18 protein-coding genes and 1 tRNA gene are annotated in these 22,412 nt (G+C 69.8%); 11 read left to right on the forward strand and 8 right to left on the reverse strand.

The window, feature by feature from the left end; translation table 11 throughout:
• Positions 1 to 63: 63 nt before the first annotated feature.
• Genes CDO81_RS29055 through CDO81_RS02440 form a run of 3 tightly spaced genes read left to right on the forward strand, consistent with a single transcriptional unit; the run spans position 64 to position 5,223 of the window.
• The gene (locus tag CDO81_RS29055) at positions 64 to 3,126 is read left to right on the forward strand and encodes an amidohydrolase family protein (protein WP_088481551.1); all 3,063 of its coding nucleotides are present in this window, start codon (positions 64 to 66) and stop codon (positions 3,124 to 3,126) included.
• A 1-nt stretch (position 3,127) separates the two neighbouring features.
• The gene (locus CDO81_RS02435) at positions 3,128 to 4,459 is read left to right on the forward strand and encodes an amidohydrolase family protein (RefSeq protein WP_088481552.1); all 1,332 of its coding nucleotides are present in this window, start codon (positions 3,128 to 3,130) and stop codon (positions 4,457 to 4,459) included.
• Positions 4,456 to 5,223, forward strand: coding sequence for a hypothetical protein (locus CDO81_RS02440; protein WP_088481553.1), 768 nt, complete (start codon positions 4,456 to 4,458; stop codon positions 5,221 to 5,223). Before CDO81_RS02435 ends, CDO81_RS02440 begins: the two co-directional genes overlap by 4 nt.
• A gap of 12 nt (positions 5,224 to 5,235) precedes the next feature.
• Here the strand turns inward: CDO81_RS02440 and sbcB are convergent, their stop codons facing one another.
• Positions 5,236 to 6,672 (reverse strand): exodeoxyribonuclease I, encoded by a 1,437-nt coding sequence (gene sbcB, locus CDO81_RS02445; protein WP_088481554.1) that lies wholly within the window; start codon positions 6,670 to 6,672, stop codon positions 5,236 to 5,238.
• Positions 6,673 to 6,802: 130 nt separating this feature from the next.
• On the opposite strand from sbcB, the gene CDO81_RS02450 reads away from it, so the two are divergent.
• Positions 6,803 to 7,591 carry a transporter gene (locus CDO81_RS02450; protein ID WP_088481555.1) on the forward strand — a complete coding sequence of 263 codons (789 nt, stop codon included), beginning with the start codon at positions 6,803 to 6,805 and terminating at the stop codon, positions 7,589 to 7,591.
• 16 nt (positions 7,592 to 7,607) lie between these two features.
• Here the strand turns inward: CDO81_RS02450 and CDO81_RS02455 are convergent, their stop codons facing one another.
• On the reverse strand, positions 7,608 to 8,741 hold the full coding sequence (locus CDO81_RS02455) for a beta-ketoacyl-ACP synthase III (RefSeq protein ID WP_088481556.1): 1,134 nt from the start codon (positions 8,739 to 8,741) through the stop codon (positions 7,608 to 7,610).
• A gap of 115 nt (positions 8,742 to 8,856) precedes the next feature.
• Between CDO81_RS02455 and CDO81_RS02460 the strand changes: the two genes are divergently transcribed.
• From CDO81_RS02460 to CDO81_RS02470, 3 genes are all read left to right on the forward strand, one after another.
• Positions 8,857 to 10,164, forward strand: coding sequence for a DUF3422 family protein (locus CDO81_RS02460; RefSeq protein ID WP_088481557.1), 1,308 nt, complete (start codon positions 8,857 to 8,859; stop codon positions 10,162 to 10,164).
• A gap of 156 nt (positions 10,165 to 10,320) precedes the next feature.
• Positions 10,321 to 11,298 (forward strand): GMP reductase, encoded by a 978-nt coding sequence (locus CDO81_RS02465; protein WP_088481558.1) that lies wholly within the window; start codon positions 10,321 to 10,323, stop codon positions 11,296 to 11,298.
• Between the two features lie 14 nt (positions 11,299 to 11,312).
• Positions 11,313 to 12,812, forward strand: a complete 1,500-nt coding sequence (locus CDO81_RS02470) for an amidase (RefSeq protein ID WP_088481559.1) — start codon at positions 11,313 to 11,315, stop codon at positions 12,810 to 12,812.
• 22 nt (positions 12,813 to 12,834) lie between these two features.
• Here CDO81_RS02470 and CDO81_RS02475 read toward each other — a convergent pair whose 3' ends face one another.
• Positions 12,835 to 14,076 carry a phospholipase D-like domain-containing protein gene (locus tag CDO81_RS02475; protein ID WP_088481560.1) on the reverse strand — a complete coding sequence of 414 codons (1,242 nt, stop codon included), beginning with the start codon at positions 14,074 to 14,076 and terminating at the stop codon, positions 12,835 to 12,837.
• A gap of 145 nt (positions 14,077 to 14,221) precedes the next feature.
• Here CDO81_RS02475 and CDO81_RS02480 point away from each other — a divergent pair, with 145 nt between their 5' ends.
• Positions 14,222 to 17,038, forward strand: a complete 2,817-nt coding sequence (locus CDO81_RS02480) for a valine--tRNA ligase (protein ID WP_088481561.1) — start codon at positions 14,222 to 14,224, stop codon at positions 17,036 to 17,038.
• 13 nt (positions 17,039 to 17,051) lie between these two features.
• On the opposite strand, the gene CDO81_RS02485 is transcribed toward CDO81_RS02480, so the two are convergent.
• Positions 17,052 to 17,999 carry an NAD(P)-dependent oxidoreductase gene (locus CDO81_RS02485; RefSeq protein WP_088481562.1) on the reverse strand — a complete coding sequence of 316 codons (948 nt, stop codon included), beginning with the start codon at positions 17,997 to 17,999 and terminating at the stop codon, positions 17,052 to 17,054.
• Positions 18,000 to 18,086: 87 nt separating this feature from the next.
• Here CDO81_RS02485 and galU point away from each other — a divergent pair, with 87 nt between their 5' ends.
• Positions 18,087 to 18,971, forward strand: coding sequence for a UTP--glucose-1-phosphate uridylyltransferase GalU (galU, locus tag CDO81_RS02490; protein WP_088481563.1), 885 nt, complete (start codon positions 18,087 to 18,089; stop codon positions 18,969 to 18,971).
• Positions 18,972 to 19,000: 29 nt separating this feature from the next.
• Here the strand turns inward: galU and CDO81_RS02495 are convergent, their stop codons facing one another.
• From CDO81_RS02495 to cysM, 3 genes are read right to left on the reverse strand one after another with little or no spacing between them, the layout of a single operon-like run.
• Complete coding sequence (locus CDO81_RS02495) at positions 19,001 to 19,228, reverse strand: sulfurtransferase TusA family protein (protein WP_088481564.1); 228 nt, start codon at positions 19,226 to 19,228, stop codon at positions 19,001 to 19,003.
• A gap of 10 nt (positions 19,229 to 19,238) precedes the next feature.
• Positions 19,239 to 19,772, reverse strand: coding sequence for an NUDIX hydrolase (locus CDO81_RS02500; protein WP_088481565.1), 534 nt, complete (start codon positions 19,770 to 19,772; stop codon positions 19,239 to 19,241).
• On the reverse strand, positions 19,769 to 20,665 hold the full coding sequence (gene cysM / locus CDO81_RS02505; protein WP_088481566.1) for a cysteine synthase CysM: 897 nt from the start codon (positions 20,663 to 20,665) through the stop codon (positions 19,769 to 19,771). The genes CDO81_RS02500 and cysM overlap by 4 nt, the downstream gene beginning before the upstream one ends.
• Before the next feature lie 91 nt (positions 20,666 to 20,756).
• Between cysM and CDO81_RS02510 the strand changes: the two genes are divergently transcribed.
• Both CDO81_RS02510 and CDO81_RS02515 read left to right on the forward strand, forming a co-directional pair.
• Positions 20,757 to 20,841: transfer RNA gene (locus CDO81_RS02510), tRNA-Leu, on the forward strand.
• A gap of 97 nt (positions 20,842 to 20,938) precedes the next feature.
• On the forward strand, positions 20,939 to 21,520 hold the full coding sequence (locus CDO81_RS02515) for a rhomboid family intramembrane serine protease (RefSeq protein WP_088482415.1): 582 nt from the start codon (positions 20,939 to 20,941) through the stop codon (positions 21,518 to 21,520).
• Positions 21,521 to 21,525: 5 nt separating this feature from the next.
• On the opposite strand, the gene CDO81_RS02520 is transcribed toward CDO81_RS02515, so the two are convergent.
• The gene (locus tag CDO81_RS02520; RefSeq protein WP_241516817.1) at positions 21,526 to 22,386 is read right to left on the reverse strand and encodes an SDR family oxidoreductase; all 861 of its coding nucleotides are present in this window, start codon (positions 22,384 to 22,386) and stop codon (positions 21,526 to 21,528) included.
• Between the last annotated feature and the right edge of the window lie 26 nt (positions 22,387 to 22,412).

Here is a 22,412-nt window from a genome sequence, read left to right on the forward strand (position 1 = left end):
GACGCACGTCACGCCGTTAGAGTCCGTGACTTCGCCAGACCTGGCGTCACAAGAGACGGTCCGATGCGCGTGTTCCCGATCTCCCTCCTGGCGCTGCTCGCGGGCATCACCCATGCCCAGCAGCTCAGTGAAATCCCTCAGGGCTTGCGGGATGCCACCCCGCGATGGCACGCCCTGACCGGCGCTCGGCTGGTGCTGGCGCCGGGCCAGGTCATCGAGAACGGCACGCTGGTGATGAAGGATGGCGTCATCGTGGCCGCCGGCGCCGACGTCAAGCCACCGGCCGGCGCGCGCATCTGGGCCCTGCCCGGCCGCACCGTCTACGCCGGCTTCATCGATGCCGCCAGCCCGCTGGGCCAGGGCCGGGTCGACATCTCCAAGGCCAAGTCACTGACGCCCGGGCAACGCTGGGTGAAGGCCGACTTCCACCAGGCCGCCGCGCTGGAGTTGAAGGCCGACGACCTCAAGGCCGCGCGCGAGCAAGGCTTCACCGCCGCGCTGTCGCTGCCGCCGGCCAGCGGCGTGTTCCGCGGCCAGAGCGCCCTCATCAGCCTGCGCGACGGCGCCGATGCCCGCAGCCTCGTGCTGGCGCCCGACGTCGCCCAGCATGTGGCGCACGACTACCAGGCCTTCGACTTCGAGTCGGGCGGCCGCACCGGCGTCGTGACCTACCCGACTTCGTTGATGGGCAGCGTGGCCCTGATGCGCCAGACCTGGCTCAACGCCCGCTGGGCGGCCGGCCAGCCCCCGGCCGGCGAGCGACGCGAGTTCAACGCTTCGCTGGCCGCACTGGCACCCGCCGCCGCGGGCCGCCAGGTCGTCATCCACGAGGCGCTGGACGAGCAGGACCTGCCCCGCATCGCCCGCACCCGCGACGAGTTCGGCCTCAAGGTGCTGGCCCTGGGCACCGGCCACGAATACCGCATCGCCGCCCGGCTCAAGGCGCTGGACCTGCCCGTCATCGTGCCGCTGGCCTACCCGCCCGCGCCCGAGGTGGAGCAGCCCGAGAGCGCCCTCGACGTGCCGCTGCACCAGCTCCAGCACTGGGAGCGCGCGCCCGGCAATGCCGCCGCACTGCAGGCCGCGGGCGTGACGTTCGCCCTGTCCACCCAGGGCCTCAAGGACCTGCGCCGCGACTTCTGGCCCCGGCTGCGCCAAGCCGTGCAGCGCGGCCTGGCGCCAGAGGCGGCGCTGGCGGCCTTGACCACCACGCCTGCACGGCTGCTGAACCAGCCACGCCTGGGCCGCCTGGCGCCGGGTCATCTGGCGCATGTGGTGGTGGCCAACGGCGACCTGTTCACCAACGACCAGGCCGAGGTGGAACTCGCCTTCGTCGACGGCCAGCCGCTGCCCACCGAGGCCTGGGACCGCTTCGACGCCCGCGGCCGCTGGACGGTACGACCGGCCGGCGGGCCGGAGCAGACCTGGCAGATCGCCGGCACCCGGACCCGCCCGACGCTGCAGGTCGACGGCAAGGCCTGCGAGCTGCAGCAACGCGGCCATGAGCTGCTGCTGCGCTGGCCCTGCGAGGGCTCCGAGCGCGAGAGCCTGCGCCTGCAGGGCCAGGGCGCGAACATGACCGGCGCGCTGACGCTGGCCGACGGCCGCACCCAGGCCTGGACGGCCCAGCGCGTGGCGCCGCATCAGCCGCCGGTAGCGGCGAAGGTCAATCCGCCGCCCCCGCCAGCCGCCACCTTCCCAGCCGGCGTCTACGGTCGTACCGCGCCGCCGGAGCGGCCGGCCACGGTCCTCGTGCGCAATGCCACGGTCTGGACCAGCGCCGCCGCCGGCAACCTGACCGGCACCGACCTGCTGGTGCGCGACGGTCGCATCGCAGCCGTCGGCAAGAACCTCGCCGCTCCTGCCGGCGCGGCCGTCATCGACGCCACCGGCAAGCACGTCACGCCCGGCCTGATCGATGCGCACTCGCACACCGCCATCCAGCGTGGCATCAACGAGTTCGCGCACTCGGTCACGGCAGAAGTGCGCGTAGGCGACGTGGTCGACCCGACCGACATCAGCCTGTACCGCCAACTGGCAGGCGGCGTGACGAGTGCCAATCTGCTGCACGGCTCGGCCAATGCCATTGGTGGGCAGAACCAGGTCATCAAGCTGCGCTGGGGCATGGACGCCGAGGCGATCAAGTTCGAGGGCGCCAAGCCCGGCATCAAGTTCGCGCTGGGCGAGAACGTCAAGCGCGCCAACTTTCCCGCGACCGAGTCCGACCCCCGCTACCCCACCACCCGCATGGGCGTGGAGCAGGTCATGCGCGACGCCTTCCTGGCGGCGCAGCGCTACCGCGAGCAGCGCAAGGCCGACCCGACCACGCGCCGCGACCTGCAGATGGACACGCTGGTGGAGCTGCTGGAGAAGAAGCGCGTCATCCACATCCACAGCTACCGCGCGGATGAAATCCTGATGTTCGTCGCTCTGGCCAAGGAGTTCGGCCTGGAGGTCGCCACCTTCCAGCACGTGCTGGAGGCCTACAAGGTGGCGCCCGAGATCGCCTCGCTCGGCGCCGGGGCGTCGGGCTTCTCGGACTGGTGGGCCTACAAGGTCGAGGTGCAGGATGCGATTCCGTACAACGGCGCGATGACCCACAAGGCCGGCGTGGTCACCAGCTTCAACTCCGACAGCGACGAACTCGCACGACGCCTGAACACCGAAGCGGCCAAGGCCCTGCGCTACGGCGGCAAGGCCTGGGGCATGACCGAGGCCGACGCGCTGAAGTTCGTCACCCTCAACCCGGCGAAGCAGTTGCGCATCGAGGCCCGCGTCGGCTCACTGGAGGTGGGCAAGGACGCCGACTTCGTCATCTGGAGCGCCAACCCGCTGTCCAGTGCCGCCAAGGCGGAGCAGACCTGGATCGACGGCCGGCGCTACTTTGACCTCACCGAAGACGCCCAGTTGCGCGAGCGCGACCGGGTCGAGCGGGCGCGACTGGTGGCAGCGGCCCTGCCCGAACGGGCCAAAGCCGGCACGCCCGCCGAGGGGCGCCCCGCCTCCCCCGTGACCGCCGCACTGGACCAGCTGGACATGCAGCGCTGGCTGCACGCCATGAACCGCGACCGCCAGAGCTACTTTGGTGGCGACGCCTGGCATGAATGCACTCTGGATGCGTACTGACATGAAGCCTGCTCTGCTCACCTGCCTGCTGTCGCTCACCCTGGCGGCGCCCTGGGCGCTGGCCACCCCCAACACGCCACCGCCGCCCCAGCGCGAGCCGCTGCTGCTGCGCAATGCCACGCTGCACCCCGTCACGGGCCCGGTCGTCGCCGGGGGCAGCCTGCTCATCGAGGGCGGCAAGATTCGCGCCCTCGGCGGCAGTGACCTGGCCGCGCCGGCCGGCGCCCGCGTCATCGACCTCGGCGGCCGACACGTGTACCCCGGCATGGTGGCGGCCAGCACCAGCCTCGGGCTGGCCGAGATCCGCGCGGTCAACGCTTCTACCGACACCGCGGAGACCGGGCCGCTCAGCCCCAATGCGCGCGCGCTCGTGGCCTTCAACGCCGACAGCGAACTGCTGCCGGTCACGCGCGGCGGCGGCGTGCTGACCGCGCTGTCCGTGCCCGAGGCCGGCCGCACCGGGCTGATCGCCGGCACCTCCGCCCTGCTGCAGCTGGAAGGCTGGAACTGGCAGGACATGGCCCTGGTGCCCGAGTTCGGCCTGCACATCGTCGTGCCGCGGATGCGCCTGAACAGCGCCCTCTTTCCCACCCAGCCCGAAGCCCGCCTGGCCGAGATCCGCCGCTCGACCGAGCTGCGCCTGAAGCTGCTGGACGACGCCTTCGAGTCGGCCAAGGCCTATGCGCTGGCCCGCGCGGCCGATCCAGCCACCCAGGTCGACACCCGCTGGGAAGCCATGCGCCCCGTCTTGCCGGCCAGCGCCGGCGCCACGCCCGCACGGCCCGTCGTCATGCACGCCGACGACCTGGCGCAGATCCGCTTCGCGCTGGACTTCGCCGCCCGCCACGGCCTGAAGCTCATCATCAACGGCGGCGCCGACGCCTGGCGCGTGGCCGACACGCTGCGCGAACGCAACGTGCCGGTCATCATCGACGGCCTGCTGCGCCTGCCCATGCGGCGCGATGACCCGCCCGACGCGCTGTTCAGCCTCCCGGCCAAGCTGGCAGCCGCCGGCGTGCGCTACTGCATCGCCGAAGGTGGGCGCGACTCGTCCAACGCCCGCAACCTGCCCTTCGAGGCCGCGCATGCTCGGGCCTTCGGCCTGTCGGACGATGAGGCCCTGAAGTCGGTCACGCTCTACCCCGCGCAGATCCTCGGCGTGGCCGACAAGCTCGGCTCGCTGGAAGTCGGCAAGCTCGCCACGCTTTTCGTCGCCGATGGCGACCCGCTGGAACCCAGCACCCGGATCGAGCGCGTCTTCATGCAGGGCCGCGAGGTCGAACTGACAGACCGCCAGACGGCGCTGAGGGACAAGTACCTGAAGCGGCAATGAGGCTTGCTGGGCTCGACGGTTGGCACAGGGCCCTGCTGGCGCTCTGTGCGGCCGGGCTGGCCCTGTTCGGCGGCCTGCTCTTCGTCTCCTATGCCGCGCCGCTGACCATTGAACGCCTGGCACGCGATGCGATCCAGCTCGAGGTCGAGCGCCGTGTCGGCGCACGCATCGACGCCCTGTCGGACACCCGACTTGCAGGCCTCGCACGCAAGGCGCTCGAAAAGACCTCCGCCGAGGCAGCCGCTGCCGAAGCCGCGTTGCGACAACAGGTGCCCCGACGCGTCGCCAACCTGGTGGCCGACATGCTCAAGGCCGACTGCGAGTGCCGAAAGCGACTCGCACGCAGGCTTCAGGAAGCGGCTGAAGCTCACCTCGACACGCTCCGGGACGCCGAAGCACGGCTGACCGACTGGATCGAGCATGGCTACGCCACGACGCGGGCGCAACTGCTGCAAGAGCTGCGCATCTTCTCGGCCGTGAACGCGCTCTGCTTGCTTCTGCTGGGCAGCCTGTGCCTCTGGCGCCGCCCGACGACACCCCAGCTCATGCTCGTTGCTGCCACGGTACTCAGCGCTGCCGTGGTCGTTGGCGGGTTCTACCTGTTCAAGCAGGACTGGCTGCACACGCTGGTGTTCGGCACCTACGTCGGCTGGGGCTACGCCGCCTACCTGGCCGCCGTGACGGGGCTGTTTGCCGACATCGCCTTCAACGAGGCTCGCATTTCGGCCAACCTGCTGAATGCGATTGCCGTGCCGACCTGTTGAGCGCCCCGTCGCTCAGGGCGCAATCTGCTCCGCATAGTCGTACAGCGCCCCAAGGATCTCCTGGCTGCGCTCGTCCTCGGCGGTCTCGCCGAGCTGGTCGATGCGCTCCATGAAGACGGCCAGCGTCTGCGCACCGCCCTCGCCTTCGTGCAGGCGGGCGGCGCAGTGGGCCTGCCAGCGCTCGGCCTCCTCGGCCGACAGGCTGGCCGGGAAGTTGCGCGCGCGCCAGCGGAAGACCAGTTCATCCAGCCGGGCGTCCTGGAAGGCCAGCTTGCCCTGGCTCGCGCGCTCGGTGAGCTGCTCGGGCGTCATGCCGCGCACGCGGTTCAGCGAGCGGCGGTCTTCGGTGCCGATGAATCCGCCGTACAGGTCTTCGTCGACGTCCGAGGCCTCGAAGGGCTCGCGCTGGAACACTTCAGGCCACAGACCGTCCAGCAGGCGCCCCTTGTCGGCCAGCGCACGGGCATGGGCCAGCTGGGCCTCCAGGTCAAAGCCCCAGCGCTCGGCCATCGCCGGGCTGAGCGTCTTGAGGTTGCCGATCACGATCGGGCTCTTGTTGACGTGGATGGTCTTGATGGGCAGCCGTGTCACGCCTTCCGGGAGGGCGTCCTGCTTGGTGAACATGCGCTCGCGGATGGCGGCGGCGTTCAACGTGAGCAGCTCGTCGGGCGCGCTGGCGCAGTCCCAGACGATGAGCTCGTTCTTGTTTGTCGGGTGCGGCGCCAGCGGCCACACGAGCGCGATGCAGCCGCGCTCCGGGCCGTACATGCCGGATATGTGCAGGAAGGGCTTGCCCACGCCGATCTCGTCCCACACGGCCTGCTTGCTGCGCAGCTTGAGGCAGAAGTCCCAGAGTTTGGGCTGGGCGTTGCGCAGCTTGCGCGCCAGGGCGACGGTGGCGCGCACGTCCGACAGGGCATCGTGCGCCGCCTCGTGCGCCAGGCCGTTGGCGGCGGTCAGGTGTTCGAGCTTGAAGCTGGGGCGGCCGTCGTCGTGCTTGGGCCATTCGAGGCCGTCAGGACGCAGCGCATAGGCGCAGCGCACCACGTCCAGCAGGTCCCAGCGCCCGCAGCCGTTCTGCCACTCGCGGCCGTAGGGGTCGATGAGGTTGCGCCAGAAGAGATGACGCGTGACCTCGTCGTCGAAGCGGATGGAGTTGTAGCCCACACCCACGGTGCCCGGCAGCGCCAGCACGGTCTCGATGGCGGCGGCGAACTCATGCTCGGGCACGCCGCGCTCCTGGCAGTGCTGGGGCAGGATGCCGGTGAGCAGGCAGGACTCGGGGTCAGGCAGGTAGTCCGGCGAGGGTTGGCAATACAGCATCAACGGCTCGCCGACCTCGTTCAGTTCGGCATCGGTGCGCAGGCCGGCGAACTGGGCGGGGCGGTCGCGGCGGGGCACGCGGCCGAAGGTTTCGTAGTCGTGCCAGAAGAAGCTCAGTTCACTCATGGGGCGGCACGATAGCGCAAGGCCTGATGCAGGCGTCACGATCCCGACCTGCCCGACCGCCCCCGTGAGGCGGCGCCTTGGCTAGAGTCGCAGCACAACGCCAACGCGCCGCGCGCAACGGGAGACGACCATGAAAGCCTGGACTGCCCTCCTCTGCCTGCTGCTGGCCCTGCCTCGGCTGGCCAGCGCCGAAGATGAGCCGATCGCCACCGACCGGCCGGACTTCGTGGAGTCGAGCGACGTGGTCGGCAAGGGCCGCGTGCAGCTGGAAACCAGCCTGGCCTGGGCGCGCGACCGCCAGGGCAGCCTGAAGACGCGCGAGACCAGCACGCCCACCCTGCTGCGCCTGGGCATCGCCGATGCCTGGGAGCTGCGCCTGGAGACCGACGGCCGCATGCGGTTGACCACCGACGACGGCAGCGCGCGCACGCGCGAGCGGGGCTGGTCGGATCTGTCCTTCGGCCTGAAGTGGCACCAGCGCGATGGCGACGAGGCCACGGGCACGCCGGGCCTGGGCTGGCTCTTTCACCTGGATGCCGACACCGGCTCGGGGCCGTTTCGTGGCCAGGGCGTGCGGCCTTCCCTGCGCATGGTGGCGGAATGGGAGTTCGCCGGGGGGTGGTCGCTGGGCGTGATGCCCGGCCTGTACCGAGACCGCGACGAGGCCGGCCGGCACTTCACCGGCGGCATCCTGGCGGCCGTGGTGGGCAAGTCGCTGGGCGACCGCACGCGGGTGTTCGTGGAATTGTCCGGCGAGCAGCTGGCCGCTGCCCGTCATGGCGGCAGCGTGACCACGCTGGACATGGGCATCGCCTACCTGCTGTCCAACGATGTGCAGATCGATGCCGCCGTGTCGCGCGGCCTGAACCGCAACGCGCCCGACTGGTCGTGGACCGTCGGGCTCTCGCTGCGTTACTGAGCCGCGAGCGCGCGGCTCAGCGCTTCTTGACGACGACGCTGCCGATCGAATAGCCGGCGCCGAAGGAGCAGATCACGCCCGCATCGCCCGGCTGCAGGTCGGCACGGTGATGGTGGAAGGCGATGATGGAGCCGGCGGACGCGGTGTTGGCGTACTCGTTGAGGATGAGCGGCGCCACGTCGTCGCCGGCATCGGCGCCCACGAGCTTCTTGATGACGAGCTGGTTCATGCCCTGGTTGGCCTGGTGCAGCCAGAAGCGGCGCATCTGCGTCGGCTCCAGGCCCAGCTTGCCGAGGTGGGTCTCGATGTGCGCGGCGGCCATGGGCACTACCTCCTTGAAGACCTTGCGGCCCTCCTGGTAGAAGGTCAAGTCACGGGCTTCGGGGTCGCGGTCTTCGGCGCGGTTCATGAAGCCGAAGTTGTTGCGGATGTTGCTGCTGAACTGCGTCGCCAGCTGCGTGCCCAGGATCTCCCACTGGTCCGGACCCGTGGCGGTGTCGGCGCGCTCGACGATGAGCGCCGTGCACACGTCGCCGAAGATGAAGTGGCAATCGCGGTCACGCCACTCCAGGTGGGCTGAGGTGATCTCGGGGTTGACCACCAGCACGCACTTCGACGCCCCGGTGCGCACGGCGTTGAAGGCCTGCTCCAGCGCAAAGGTGGCCGATGAACAGGCCACGTTCATGTCGAACCCGTAGCCGCCGGCGCCCAGCGCCTGCTGGATCTCGACCGCCATGGCGGGGTAGGCGCGCTGCATGTTGGCACTCGAACAAAGCACGGCGTCGATGTCGGCGCCGGTCTTGCCCGCCTGGGCCAGCGCCTTCTGCGCGGCATCGACCGCGATCTCGGCCATTAGCGACAGCTCGTCATCGCCACGCGGCTTGAAGCGCGGGTACATGCGCGCCGGGTCCAGCACGCCGTCCTTCTCGATGACGTAGCGCTGCTTGATGCCGGACGCCTTCTCGATGAACTCGACGCTGGAGTGCGTCATCGGCTGGCGCTCGCCGCGGGCGATGGCGTCGGCATGGGCGGCGTTCTGCTGGTCGGCGTAGGCGTTGAAGGCCGCCACCAGCTCCGCGTTGGTGATGACGTGCGGCGGCTGGTACAGGCCGGTGCCGCTGATGACGACGGCTGGGAATGATGTTTGCATGGTGTCGGCGACAAGCCGCCGCTGCTGATGTACGAAGGCTGCCAGTTTATCGACCCACGCTGGTGCAGGCGCCAGGCACTAGCCTGGGGCCCCAGCCACCGCCAGGCCCCACGCCATGCACGAAGACCATCTCCTGCCGCCGGACGACCCGCTGCGCTTGGCGCTGCACAACGAAGTGCACGCCCGGCCGCCGGCCCGTATCCGCCTGCCGGCGCTGATCGTGCATGTGGCCGTCCTCAACGACGGCGTGAGCCGGGCCGACGAGCATGCCCACCTGCGCCGCCTCCCAGGGCAGCACGACCTGGGCGCGGAGGCCCTGCAGGCCAATTTCCTGCGCCTGCGCTGCGGCGAGTTCTCGCTGAAGTGGGAGCGGCATGCCGAGTTCACGCGCTACGCGGTGGTGCAGTCGCTGCCCGCCGATGCCGAGCCCGGCGCCCAGACGCTGGATAGCCTGGCCCTGCGCGTGGCGCCCGACTGGCTCGCGCGCATCCCGGGGCGCACCTTTGCGGCGATCAAGCTGGTGATGATCGAGCGGCCGCTGACGTTTGCGCCCAGCGCGCTGGCCGAGGCCCGGGCCTGGTTCGGCGAGCATGCCGTGGTGGCCTCCACCATGGGTGGGCATTCGCTGGTGGTGACCGACTTCTGCCTGCGTGCCTCGGGCTTCGAGCACCTGGTGGTGCTGGCCGAGCCCGGCACGCCGCAGACACGCGCCGGCCGCATCTGCCAGCGGCTGCTGGAGCTCGAAACCTACCGGTTGATGGCCCTGCGCGGCCTGCCCGTGGCCAAGATGCTGGCGCCGACGCTCGCGGAGGTCGAGTCCCGTCTCGCCACCATCACAGCCCGGCTGGAGCAACGCGGCGCGTCGGAGGCGGAGCTGCTGGACGACCTGATCTCCACCGCGGCCCGCATCGAACACGCCACGGCCGAGCATCAATACCGCTTCACCGCCACCCAGGCCTACCACGCCATCGTGCAGGCCCGGCTGGACGAGCTGCACGAGGGCAAGGTGGCCGGCACGCAGACCCTGGGCGAGTTCATGCAGCGGCGGCTGTCGCCCGCCATCGCCACCGTGCAGGCCACCGCGCAACGGTTGGCCGGGCTGTCCCAACGCATCTCACGCGCCAGCGCCTTGCTGCGCACCCGGGTGGACATCGCCACGGAGACGCAGAACCAGCAGCTGCTCGCCCAACTCAGCGACGGCCAACGCACCCAGCTGCGCATGCAGGCGACCGTGGAGGGCCTGTCGATCGCGGCCATCACCTACTACGTGGTCAGCCTGCTGCTGTATGCCTTCAAGGCCCTGAAGACCGAGGGCTGGCTGCCGGTGCAGCCCGAGCTGGCGGCGGGCGCGGCGATCCCGCTCGTGCTGGGCGGCGTGTGGTGGACGACCCGGCGCATCCACCGGAAGTTCTTCGGGCACTGACCGGCTTGCCCGCGTAGAATCGGGCACCGGGCCCAAATTTTGGTGTCCGGTTTTTTTTGGTCTCTCGTCGCCCCGAGGACCGGCCGGAGCCAAGTCAAGCGCTCGCAGACCAGGCGCGCACTGCTCCAACGCGCGCCGATCAATGCGACCTGGACCATGGAAATCTTCGACTACGACAACATCCTGCTGCTGCCCCGCAAGTGCCGCGTGGAAAGCCGCTCCGACTGCGACACCTCGGTGCAGTTCGGCCCCCGCCGCTTCAAGCTGCCGGTGGTGCCTGCCAACATGAAGACGGTGGTGGACGAACCCATCACCGAGATGCTGGCGCGGGAGGGCTACTTCTACGTCATGCACCGCTTCGACCTGGACAGCCTGGCCTACGCCCGGTCCATGCGCGCCAAGGGCCTGCTCGTCAGCTTGAGCGTGGGCGTGAAGCCGGCCGACTATGCGCTCGTCGACCAACTCGCCGCCGAGGGCATCGGCGCCGACTACCTCACCATCGACATCGCGCACGGCCATGCCGAAAGCGTGCAGCGCATGATCGCCCACATCAAGCAGCGCCTGCCCGACGCCTTCGTGATCGCCGGCAATGTGGGCACGCCCGAGGGCGTCATCGACCTCGAAAACTGGGGCGCTGACGCGACCAAGGTGGGCGTGGGCCCGGGCAAGGTCTGCATCACGCGGCTCAAGACGGGCTTTGGCACCGGCGGCTGGCAGCTGTCGGCGCTGAAGTGGTGCTCGCGCGTGGCGACCAAGCCCATCGTGGCCGACGGCGGCATCCGCCACCACGGCGACATCGCCAAGAGCGTGCGCTTCGGCGCCAGCATGGTGATGATCGGCTCGCTGTTCGCGGGCCATGAAGATTCACCGGGCCAGACCGTCGAGGTCGACGGCAAGCGCTACAAGGAGTACTACGGCTCCGCCAGCGACTTCAACAAGGGCGAGTACCGCCACGTGGAAGGCAAGCGCATCCTGGAGCCCGTGAAGGGACGCCTGGCCGACACGCTGCGCGAGATGCAGGAAGACCTTCAGAGCTCGATCTCCTACGCCGGCGGCACGCAGCTGGCCGACCTGAAGAAGGTGAACTACGTGATCCTCGGCGGTGAGAACGCCGGCGAACACCTCTTCATGTGACGAGCCCCAGCGTCATGGACTTTGACGCCTACCGGCGCTGCGACGCGACTGCGCTGGCCGAGGCGGTCGCGGCCGGCCGCGTCACCCCCGACCGGCTGCTGGATCTGGCGCTGGCGCGGCTGCAGGTGGTGCAGCCGCGGCTCAACCCGGTCTGCCGGCTGCTGGAGGGCCAGGCCCGCGCCCAGGTGGCGGCGGGCGTCAAGCCCGGCCCACTGGCCGGTGTGCCCGGCCTGATCAAGGACGTGACCCAGGACTACGCCGGCGTGCCCACCAGCTACGGCAGCCGCGCCCTCGCCAGCCTGCCGCCACCGCGCCAGCACGCGCACACCGTGCGCCGGCTGCTGGCGGCGGGTTGGGTCGTCTTCGGCAAGACCAACACGCCGGAGCTGGGCCTCAAGGGCGTGACCGACCCGGCAGCGTTCGGCCGCACGAGCAACCCCTGGGACCCGAGCCGAACGCCCGGCGGCAGCAGCGGCGGTTCGGCCGCGGCCGTGGCGGCTGGTGTCGTCCCTATGGCAGCCAGCAGCGACGGGGGCGGCTCCATCCGCATCCCCGCGGCCTGTTGCGGACTGGTGGGCCTCAAGCCCTCGCGTGGCCGGGTCTCGGCCGGGCCGGCTCAAGGGGAGGTCTGGTTCGGCGCCTGCACCGACGGCGTGATCTCACGCAGTGTGCGCGACACCGCCCTGGCGCTGGACGTGCTGAGTGGCCCCGAACCGGGCGACCCGTTCGCCCTGCCCCAGCCCGCCACACCCTTCCTGGCCCGCATGCGCGCGCCGTTGAAGCGGTTGCGCATCGCGTGGAGCGCCGACTCGCCCATCGGCGAGCCCGTCCATGACGAAGCCCGACTGGCGGTGGAACGCAGCGTCGAGTTGCTGCGGCGGCTGGGCCATCAGGTGGAGCCCGCCAAGCCTGACCTGGACGGACGCGCACTCGCGCACAGCTACCTGCACATCTACTTCGGCCAGGTGGCAGCCACGATCCGCCAGGCCACGGCGCAAGGCGCCCGCCTGCGTGACTTCGAGCCGCTCACCCGGCTGATCGGCACACTGGGCCGTGCGACCAGCGCCGAGGCCATGACGCTGGCGCTGCTGCGCGGCAACGAAGACAACCGCGCCCTGGGCGCGCTGCATGCCCGCTACGACCTCTACCTGACGCCCACCCTGGCCTCACCGCCCGTGCTGCACGGCACAGGCGACCCACCCGCGCTGCAGCTCGCAATGCTGGACCTGCTGCGCGCCACCGGTCTCATCACGCTGCTCAAGCGGGCCGGCCTGCTGGAGGGCGTGATCCGCAAGATGGCGAACGACAGCCTGCGCCACGTGCCCTTCACGCAGTTGGCCAACCTGACGGGCACACCTGCCATCTCCTTGCCCCTGCACTGGACGGCAGACGGCTTGCCACTGGGCGTGCAGTTCCATGCCCCAGCCGGCGGCGAAGGCCTGCTGCTGCAACTCGCGGCCGAGCTGGAAGAAGCCCAGCCCTGGTTCAACCGGGTGCCGCCCGAGCTGGCCTGAGCGGCTCAGCCCGGCCGCCGGATCACCCGCCGGTGGGCTCGCCCTTGGCCGGCTTCGGGTACCGCCGGTTGATGTCGATGCGCTCGGCGAACGGCGAGTTCCAGAGCTGCTCATGCAGCGCGGCCACGCGGGCCGCCATGGCCTTGTCGCGCAGCACCACCTCCAGGTTGCGCGAGTTGTTCAGGTAGCCGCCCATCCAGTTGCTGGTGCCCACCCAGGCGAGTTCGCCGTCGATGGTCATGGCCTTGGTGTGGATGACGCGCGCGAACGGGATGAAGCCGCTGGACGCGCGGGGCAGCGTGACGATGCGGATCTCGACCTCCGGCAGCAGAGCCAGGCTCTGCAGGTGATGGATGGCGGGTTCCTCGGTGTTCCAGTTCGACACCATCAGCTTCACCTGCACGCCCCGCGCCGCTGCCGCCCGCACCGCGTTGTCGATGACGGCGTAGAAGGGCCGCCGGCCACTCGCGTAACTCAACGGCGCGTAGTCGAGCAGCTGCACCCGCACTTCACGCTGCGCCTGGGCCAGCAGGCGCGGCAGCGCCTCTTCCGAGTCGCCCACGCCCGGCGGGTTGAAGGCGCGCGGGCTGGCCAGTAGGAAGGCGGGGCGATTCAGGTCGACCGGCGCGGAGGCAGCCGCCTGTGGCGGCACCGGCTGGCCCGCAGCCAGCAGCGCCTGCGCGCGCCAGTCCTGCTCGAAGATGGCCTGCACTTGCGCCACCACGGTCGCGTCCGTGATGCGCAGGCCCGTCTCGTGGATGTGCTTGAGGGCACGCCAGTCGAAGTTCTGGCTGCCGACGAAGGCCTCTCGGCGATCCACGACGAAGTACTTCGCATGGATGATGCCGCCCGGTTGCAGCCGGCCGAACTCCAAGATGCGGAACTCCAGCCCCCGGATGGCACGCAGCCGCGCCAAGGTCGCGGCGTCGGAGATCCGCTCACCCCGCGCCTCCATCAGGAACCGGATGCGAACCCCGCGCGCAGCAGCCGCCTCCAGAGCTTCGATCACCGTGTCCAGCGGCTCGCCCGGCTGGCCAGCCACGTAGAACTGGCCGATGACGATCTCGTCCTTGGCCGCGTCGAACATCTGCCGCCAGACCTTGACCGGCTCGCGCAGGTCCGGCGTGGCCAGGGGCGTCTCCACCGGCACGGTATGCACCAGCTCGAAGCCAGGGATGGCGAACTCAGCCCGCGAGGCTGGCGTGACGAGGAGGCCGAAGGCCGCGAGCAGCGCCGCCAGGGCGCGTGTAGGCAGGAAGGGCATGGCAGCGAAAGCAAGGGGTGGACGCGGCACGCAATGTAGCGGCCGCGGCCACCGCGTGCCGGCGGTCACCCCGGCGCCCCTAAAATCGCGGCCCACCTCCCGACGACCCTGCTCCGCGCGCGCGGAGCCAGCCGAGATCCCGCCTGTGACCGAACTCGCCAAGTCCTTCGAACCCGCCGCCCTGGAAGCCCACTGGGGCCCCACGTGGGAATCCGCCGGCCTGTACGCGCCGACGCTGGACCCGGCCAAGCCCTCCTTCAGCATCCAGCTGCCGCCGCCCAACGTGACCGGCACGCTGCACATGGGCCACGCCTTCAACCAGACGGTGATGGACTCGCTGACGCGCTACCACCGCATGCGCGGCCACAACACGCTGTGGGTGCCTGGCACCGACCACGCCGGCATCGCCACCCAGATCGTCGTGGAGCGTCAGCTGCAGGCCGCGGGCCAAAGCCGCCACGACCTGGGCCGCAAGAACTTCGTTGCCCGGGTGTGGGACTGGAAGCAGGAGTCCGGCAACACCATCACCAGCCAGATGCGCCGCCTGGGCGACTCGGTAAGCTGGAGCCACGAGTACTTCACCATGGACGACAAGCTGTCCAAGGTGGTGGTCGAGACCTTCGTGCGCCTGTTCGAAGAAGGCCTCATCTACCGCGGCAAGCGCCTGGTGAGCTGGGACCCGGTGCTGCAGTCCGCCGTGTCCGACCTGGAGGTGGCGAGCGAGGAGGAAGACGGCTTCCTCTGGCACATCCGCTACCCGCTGGTGGACGGCTCGGGCGAAGTCGTGGTGGCCACCACCCGCCCCGAGACGCTGCTGGGCGACGTGGCCGTCATGGTGCACCCCGAGGACGAGCGCTACACGGCGCTCATCGGCAAGCGCGTGAAGCTGCCACTGACGGGCCGTGACATCCCGGTCATCGCCGACGACTACGTCGACCGCGAGTTCGGCACCGGCGTCGTCAAGGTCACGCCCGCGCATGACACCAACGACTACGCGGTGGGCCAGCGCCACAACCTGCCGATGATCTCGGTGCTGGACCTGCAGGCCAAGATCAACGAGAACGCCCCCGAGGTCTACCGCGGGCTGGACCGTTTCGTCGCCCGCAAGAAGATCGTCGCCGACCTGGAGGCCCAAGGCCTGCTGGTGGAGGTCAAGAAGCACAAGCTGCAGGTGCCGCGCTGCGAGCGCACCGGCCAGGTCATCGAGCCGATGCTGACCGACCAATGGTTCGTCGCCGTGACCAAGCCCGGCGCGGACGGCAAGAGCATCGCTGACAAGGCCATCGCCGCGGTCGACACCGGCGCGGTGAAGTTCCATCCGGAGCAGTGGGTCAACACCTACAACCACTGGATGAACAACCTGCAGGACTGGTGCATCTCGCGCCAGCTGTGGTGGGGCCACCAGATCCCGGCCTGGTACGGCACGGGCGGCGAGCTGTTCGTGGCGCGCAGCGAGGACGAAGCCCGCGCCAAGGCCAAGGCGGCCGGCTACCTTGGCGAGCTCACCCGCGATCCGGACGTGCTCGACACCTGGTACTCCTCCGCCCTGGTGCCCTTCTCCACGCTTGGCTGGCCCGAGCAGACGCTGGAGCAGGAGCTCTTCCTGCCCTCCTCCGTGCTGGTCACGGGCTACGACATCATCTTCTTCTGGGTCGCCCGGATGATCATGATGACGACCCACTTCACCGGCAAGGTGCCGTTCAAGGACGTCTACATCCACGGCCTGGTGCGCGACTCGCAAGGCCAGAAGATGAGCAAGTCCGAGGGCAACGTGCTCGACCCGGTCGACCTCATCCAGGGCTGCGACCTCGACACGCTGACCGCCAAGTCGACGGTGGGCCTGCGCAAGCCCGAGACGGCACCCAAGGTGGCCGCGCGCGTGAAGAAGGAGTTCCCGGAGGGCATGCCGGCCTATGGCGCCGACGCCTTGCGCTTCACGATGGCCAGCTACGCCACGCTGGGCCGCAACATCAACTTCGACACCAAGCGCTGCGAGGGCTACCGCAACTTCTGCAACAAGCTCTGGAACGCGACCCGCTTCGTGCTGATGAACACCGAAGGCCACGACTGCGGCCTGGCGCACGAACAGGGCGTCTGCCCGCCCGGCTACAACACCTTCAGCCAGGCCGACCGCTGGATCACCAGCGAGCTGCAGCGGGTGGAAGCCGCCGTCGCCCAGGGCTTTGCCGAGTACCGCCTGGACAACGTCGCCAATGCCATCTACAGCTTCGTCTGGGACGAGTACTGCGACTGGTACCTGGAAATCGCCAAGGTGCAGATCCAGACCGGCGACGAAAGCCAGCAGCGCGCCACGCGCCGCACGCTGATCCGCACGCTCGAAACCACGCTGCGCCTGCTGCACCCGATCGCGCCGTTCATCACCGAAGAGCTGTGGCAGGCCGTGGCCCCCATTGCCGGCCGCAAGACGGTGGACTTCATCGGCCAGGCGCCCTACCCCGTGGCCCAGCCCGAGCGCATCGACGCCGCGGCTGACGCCTGGGTGGCGCAGCTCAAGGACGTCGTCGGCACCACGCGCAGCCTGCGCAGCGAGATGGGCCTGAGCCCGGCCGAGCGCGTGCCGCTGCTGGTGGGCGGCGACCTGTCCTTCCTGACCGAAGCCGCCGCTGTGCTGAAGGTGCTGGCCAAGCTCAGCGCCGTCGAGCTGATCGCCGACGAGGCCGAGTTTGCGAAGCAAAGCGCCACCTCACCCGTGCTGGTGCACGGCGCGGCCAAGTTGGCCCTGAAGGTGGAGATCGATGTCGCGGCCGAACGCGCCCGCCTGACCAAGGAGATCACGCGCCTGGAAGGCGAGATCACCAAGGCCGAGGCCAAGCTCGGCAATGAGAGCTTCGTGGCCCGCGCCCCCGCGGCCGTGGTGGAGCAGGAACGCGCCCGCGTGACCGGCTTCAAGGAGACGGTGGCCCGGCTGCAGGAGCAGCTCAAGCGGCTGCCGCCTCAGTAAGGCCTGGCCGGCTTCAGTAGAAGTCGATCACCGGCTCGCTGCCCAGGCCCTTGGCCTGGGTGGGCGCACCGAGCAGTTCGTCGATGGCCCGCGCCACGGCCCAGGCCGCACGCACCCGGGACTCACGGGTCGTCCCCGCCAGCCGCGGCGTGACCTGCAACGATCCAATGCCATGCAGGGGGCGGCCCGACTCCAGCCAGCCCGGCTCCAGGCAGTCGAACCAGGCCGCGCGCAGCTTGCCCGTGCGCAGCGCGCGGGCCAGCGCCAGCTCGTCCACCAGGCCCGACTGGCTCAGGCTCACCAGCACCTGGCCAGGCCGTGCCGCCTCCAGCTGGCGCTCGCCCAGCAGGCCGCGATAGCGTTCGTAGTAGGGCAGCATCAGCACGACGCCGTCGGCCTGTTCCATCAGCTCGGACAGGCTCACCACCTCGATGCCCCAGCGCGCCCAGATGCCGTCGTTCGGGTGCAGCGAGGGGTCGTAGCCGATGACCCGCGTGCCAAAGGCCTGGAGCAGCTGGGTGGTGACCCGCGCGGCGGGCGCCAGGCCGAGCAGACCGATGGTCGAGCATCCCAGTTCGCGCCCCACCTTCAGGCCGTCGCTGCCCTCGATGGGCACGCGGCGCAACAGGCTCAGCAGCGCGCCGATGGCGAACTCCGCTTCCGCACCGGCCGTCGAGGCCTGCGAGCGCACCACTTCCACCCCCGCCTTGCGGCAGGCCTCGGCATCGATGTTGTCAGCCCCGCCGCTGGCCCGGCCGATGGCGCGCAGCCCGCGCGCACGGCGCAGCAGCTCGGCATCCACCGTCACCTCCGGCGGCGCAATCAATGCCCGCACGCCCCGCAGCGAGGCCGCCAGGGCCTCGGTATCTCCCACCAACTCGGGCGCGAAGCGCGCATCGTGTCGCTCAGCCAGCCACTGCACGACATCGGCTTCCAGGGGTTCGAGGATCAGGACGGTCATGGGTTGAATGTAGGGGGGCGTCCTACGCAGACACGTCATACCCACATGACAGAATGACCGCGCATTTCGCCAAACGAGTTTACGTTCATGACCCCCTCGCCCAAGTCGCCCATCACCAAGGCCATCTTCCCGGTCGCGGGGCTCGGCACACGCTTCCTGCCGGCCACCAAGGCCCAGCCCAAGGAGATGCTGCCGGTGGTCGACAAGCCGTTGATCCAGTACGCCGTCGAGGAGGCCTACGCCGCCGGCGTGCGCGAGATGATCTTCGTGACCGGCCGCCACAAGCGGCCGATCGAAGATCACTTCGACATGACCTTCGAGCTCGAGGTCGCGCTGGAGCAGGCCGGCAAGCAGGAACTGCTGGATGTGGTGCGCAGCGTCAAGCCTGACGACATGGAGTGCATCTACGTCCGCCAGGCGCAGGCCCTGGGCCTGGGCCATGCGGTGCTGTGCGGTCAGCGCCTGGTGGGCAACGAGCCCTTCGCCGTGCTGCTGGCCGACGACCTGATGGTGGGTGAAACGCCCATCCTGAAGCAGATGGTCGAGCAGTTCGCCGACTGGCGCGCCTCCATCCTCGCGGTGCAGGAAGTGCCGGCCGAGCACACCCGCCGTTACGGCATCGTCGCCGGCACCCAGGTCAATGACCAGTTGATGGACGTGAACCGCATCGTCGAGAAGCCCGCGCCTGAAGTCGCGCCGTCACGCCTGGGCGTGGCGGGCCGCTACATCCTGACGCCGGGTGTCTTCCACGAGATCGCCAACCAGCCGCGTGGCGTGGGCGGTGAAATCCAGCTCACCGATGGCATCGCCGGCCTGCTGCGCCGCGAGAAGGTGTTCGCCTACCGCTACGACGGCAAGCGCTACGACTGCGGCAGCAAGGAAGGCTTCCTGCAGGCCAACGTCGAGCTGGCGCTGGCTCACCCGCAACTGGGCCCGGGCTTCCGGGAGTTCCTGCAGGGTCTCTCGCTCTGAGGCGTGCGGCGGCCGGCAGGCCGCCATGCTCAACGCCGGCGCAGCACGTGAATGAACTCGTCGCCCCGGGTTTCCTGGGCCACGAGTTCATTGCCCGTCTGGCGGGCGAAGGCCTGGAAGTCGCGGGTGGAGCTGGGGTCGGTCGCGACCACGCGCAGCAGGTCACCACTTTGCAGCTCGGCGAGCGCCTTCTTCGCCTTGAGGATGGGCAGCGGGCAGTTCAGCCCCCGGGTGTCGATCTCGCGTTGGACGTCCATCGCCGGATTCTCACTCTTTCTGTTCGAGCCATTTGGGCTCGATGCCGCGGCTGCGCAACCAGGTGGCCAGCGCCTGGCCCGTGCCCTGCGGCCAGCAGCGCACGTCTTCGGGGGCCAGCAGCTTGTATTCCGCCAGCTCAGGCGACAGCCGGATCTCGCCGCGCGCCTGGGCGTGGTAGGCAATGATGATCTGGTTCATGCGCTGGAAGTCCCAGACGCCCAGCAGTTGCACCGCATCCACCGCCAGCGAGGTCTCCTCGGCGATCTCGCGGCAGATGCCCTCCTCCGGCGTTTCACCCGCCTCCATGAAACCGGTGATGAGTCCGAAGAAGCGCCCTGGCCAGGCGGCATTGCGGGCCAGCAGCACCCGCCCGCCCTGGTCCACGCATTCGATGACTGCAGCCAACACCGGCGTCGGGTTGTTCCAATGCGTGAAGTCGCAGGCCGGGCAGCGCAGGCGGGCCTTGTCCCCGCCATCCTCGGCCGCGGTGATCCAGGCCAGCGGCGTGGCGCAGACCGGGCAGAACTTGTAGTCCACCGTCATGCGGGGAAGACGCCCGTGGACAGGTAGCGATCGCCCCGGTCGCACACGATGAAGGCAATCGTCGCGTTCTCCACGCGCCGGGCGATCTGCAGCGCCACCCAGCAGGCGCCCGCGGCCGAGATGCCGGCGAACAGACCTTCTTCACGGGCCAGGCGCCGGGCCATGTCCTCGGCATCGCTCTGGCTCACCAGCACCAGTTCGTCCACGCCGCTCGGGTCGTAGATCTTGGGCAGGTAGGCCTCGGGCCACTTGCGGATGCCGGGGATGCGCGAGCCTTCGGCCGGCTGGGCGCCGATGATGCGCACGGCCGGGTTCTTCTCCTTCAGGAATCGGGAAGTGCCGGTGATGGTGCCGGTGGTGCCCATGGCGCTCACGAAGTGCGTGATCTGGCCGTTGGTGTCCTTCCAGAGCTCTGGGCCCGTGGTTTCGTAGTGCACGCGCGGGTTGTCGGCATTGGCGAACTGGTCGAGCACCCGGCCCTTGCCCTCGCGGGCCATCTGCTCGGCCAGGTCGCGGGCGTACTCCATGCCACCGGTGCGGGGCGTGAGGATCAGCTCGGCGCCGAAGGCCTTCATGGTCTGGGCCCGCTCGATGGACAGGTCCTCCGGCATGATCAACACCATGCGGTAGCCGCGGATGGCGGCGGCCATCGCCAGCGCGATGCCGGTGTTGCCGGACGTGGCCTCGATGAGGGTGTCGCCGGGCTTGATCTCGCCGCGCTCCTCGGCGCGCTTGATCATGCTGATGGCCGGCCTGTCCTTCACCGACCCGGCCGGGTTGTTGCCCTCCAGCTTGGCGAGCACCACATTGCCGCGGGTGTCGTTGCCGAGCAGGCGCTGCAGCCGCACCAGGGGCGTGGCGCCAATGACGTCTTCGAGGGTCGGGTAGTTCATGGCGACGATTGTGCCCGCCGGTGCGAACACCCAGGCTTGCTCGGTGCATAATCCGCCCCTCGCCGTGATGGCGAGCAGCTGTTTCCGACGGGCCTCGGTGGCGAAATCGGTAGACGCAGGGGACTCAAAATCCCCCGCCGCAAGGTGTGCCGGTTCGAGTCCGGCCCGAGGCACCACACGAAACAGCCCCTGCCGCGCGCTGGCATACACTCGATCGAGCAAGCGCCGGCCCCTCCGGCGCACCGCCCGATGCCGGGCAACACGCCGACTCCCATGCCCCCGCTGCCCTCGGTCACCAAAGCCTTCCTGCTGGCCTGCGTCGGCTTCTTCTGCCTCTTCGAGCTCTTCCCCGCCCTCGCCTTCTGGTTCGAGCTGTGGCCGCTGACCTCGGGGGCCTTCATGCCCTGGCAGGTCGTCACCTACGCCTTCCTGCACGGCGACTTCACCCACCTGCTGTTCAACATGCTCGGCCTGTGGATGCTCGGCGGCGAGCTGGAGCGGGTGTGGGGCCCGAAGCGCTACACGCAGATCCTGGTGGCCAGCACGCTCAGCGCGGCCGTGGTGCAACTGCTCTTCACCTGGGCCATCGGCTCGGGTTCCCCGACGGTGGGCGCCTCGGGCGCGATCTTCGGGCTGCTGCTGTCCTTCGGCATGCTGTTTCCGAACCGCATCATCGTGCCGCTGATTCCGCCGATCCCGATGAAGGCCAAGGTCTTTGTCGCGGTGTTCGGTGGCCTGGAGCTCATCCTCGGGTTCAGCCGCACCAGCGGCATTGCCCACTTCGCCCACCTGGGCGGCATGCTGGGCGCGTGGTTGCTCATCCGCCACTGGCGCTCGCCGCGGCGGCGCGGCTGAAGGCGCTACAAGCCCTCGCGGGGCGTCGGGTAGCGCAGGCGCAACCGCAGCTCGGCCTTCAGGCGCCGGTTGGCGAGCCGGCGTGACTCGCTCCAGAAGCTCAGCTGCATCGGGCTCATGCGCTCGGCGGCTTCTTCCCGCGTGATGCGCTGCGGCGGCGGCAGGCCGGCCAGCTCGGCCGCCAGGTCGAAGTAGTCGCCCATCAGCAGTTGGCTGTCGTCGCAGACATTGACGGCCCGCTGCGCCCGCCCCCGCAGCAAGGCCAGCACGCAGGCAAGCGCGAGGTCGTCGGCGTGGATGTGGTTGGTGTACACGTCGTCTTCCCGGCGCAGCACCGGCGTGCCGCGGGCCAGGCGCTCGCGCGGATGCCCGCCGGCACGGTCGCGGGCGTAGATGCCCGGGATGCGCAGCAGGCTGACTCGCGTGCCGTGGCGCCGCCCGAAGGCTCGCAGTTGCGCCTCGGCATCCACGCGGCGGCGAGCACGGTCGGTGCCGGGGTTGGGCGCACGCGTCTCGTCAACGAAGGCGCCGCCACAGTCGCCATAGACCCCGGTGGTGCTGGCGTACACCAAGGCCTCGGGCGGCCGCTGTGCGAGCGCGGCAAGCAGGTGCTGGGTCCGACGGTCGCGGGCGCCCTCGGTCGCGGGCGGAGCCAGGTGCAGCACGCGGTCCGCCAAGCCTGCCAGGCGGCCGAGCGTGGCGGGCTCGTCGAGATTGCCGACCAGCGGGATCGCCCCCGCCGCCCGCAGCTCGGGCGCCCGCGCGGGGCTGGACGTGAGCGCATAGACGCGCCAGCGCCCCTGCAGCAGCTTCAACACGCGCAGGCCGACGTCGCCGCAGCCAATGATCAGCAGTCTCGGGGTCATCTCGGGGTACGGCAAAATGCGGCGCA

The organism is Roseateles puraquae (assembly GCF_002205845.1).
In the GTDB taxonomy this organism is placed as follows: domain Bacteria; phylum Pseudomonadota; class Gammaproteobacteria; order Burkholderiales; family Burkholderiaceae_C; genus Pelomonas; species Pelomonas puraquae.

Excerpts from the sequence above, each read along its gene's own strand:
- CDO81_RS29055 (WP_088481551.1), top strand. The coding sequence starts at position 64 with ATGCGCGTGTTCCCGATCTCCCTCCTGGCGCTGCTCGCGGGCATCACC.
- CDO81_RS02435 (WP_088481552.1), top strand. The coding sequence starts at position 3,128 with ATGAAGCCTGCTCTGCTCACCTGCCTGCTGTCGCTCACCCTGGCGGCG.
- CDO81_RS02440 (WP_088481553.1), top strand. The coding sequence starts at position 4,456 with ATGAGGCTTGCTGGGCTCGACGGTTGGCACAGGGCCCTGCTGGCGCTC.
- sbcB (WP_088481554.1), bottom strand. The coding sequence starts at position 6,672 with ATGAGTGAACTGAGCTTCTTCTGGCACGACTACGAAACCTTCGGCCGC.
- CDO81_RS02450 (WP_088481555.1), top strand. The coding sequence starts at position 6,803 with ATGAAAGCCTGGACTGCCCTCCTCTGCCTGCTGCTGGCCCTGCCTCGG.
- CDO81_RS02455 (WP_088481556.1), bottom strand. The coding sequence starts at position 8,741 with ATGCAAACATCATTCCCAGCCGTCGTCATCAGCGGCACCGGCCTGTAC.
- CDO81_RS02460 (WP_088481557.1), top strand. The coding sequence starts at position 8,857 with ATGCACGAAGACCATCTCCTGCCGCCGGACGACCCGCTGCGCTTGGCG.
- CDO81_RS02465 (WP_088481558.1), top strand. The coding sequence starts at position 10,321 with ATGGAAATCTTCGACTACGACAACATCCTGCTGCTGCCCCGCAAGTGC.
- CDO81_RS02470 (WP_088481559.1), top strand. The coding sequence starts at position 11,313 with ATGGACTTTGACGCCTACCGGCGCTGCGACGCGACTGCGCTGGCCGAG.
- CDO81_RS02475 (WP_088481560.1), bottom strand. The coding sequence starts at position 14,076 with ATGCCCTTCCTGCCTACACGCGCCCTGGCGGCGCTGCTCGCGGCCTTC.
- CDO81_RS02485 (WP_088481562.1), bottom strand. The coding sequence starts at position 17,999 with ATGACCGTCCTGATCCTCGAACCCCTGGAAGCCGATGTCGTGCAGTGG.
- galU (WP_088481563.1), top strand. The coding sequence starts at position 18,087 with ATGACCCCCTCGCCCAAGTCGCCCATCACCAAGGCCATCTTCCCGGTC.
- CDO81_RS02495 (WP_088481564.1), bottom strand. The coding sequence starts at position 19,228 with ATGGACGTCCAACGCGAGATCGACACCCGGGGGCTGAACTGCCCGCTG.
- CDO81_RS02500 (WP_088481565.1), bottom strand. The coding sequence starts at position 19,772 with ATGACGGTGGACTACAAGTTCTGCCCGGTCTGCGCCACGCCGCTGGCC.
- cysM (WP_088481566.1), bottom strand. The coding sequence starts at position 20,665 with ATGAACTACCCGACCCTCGAAGACGTCATTGGCGCCACGCCCCTGGTG.
- CDO81_RS02515 (WP_088482415.1), top strand. The coding sequence starts at position 20,939 with ATGCCCCCGCTGCCCTCGGTCACCAAAGCCTTCCTGCTGGCCTGCGTC.
- CDO81_RS02520 (WP_241516817.1), bottom strand. The coding sequence starts at position 22,386 with ATGACCCCGAGACTGCTGATCATTGGCTGCGGCGACGTCGGCCTGCGC.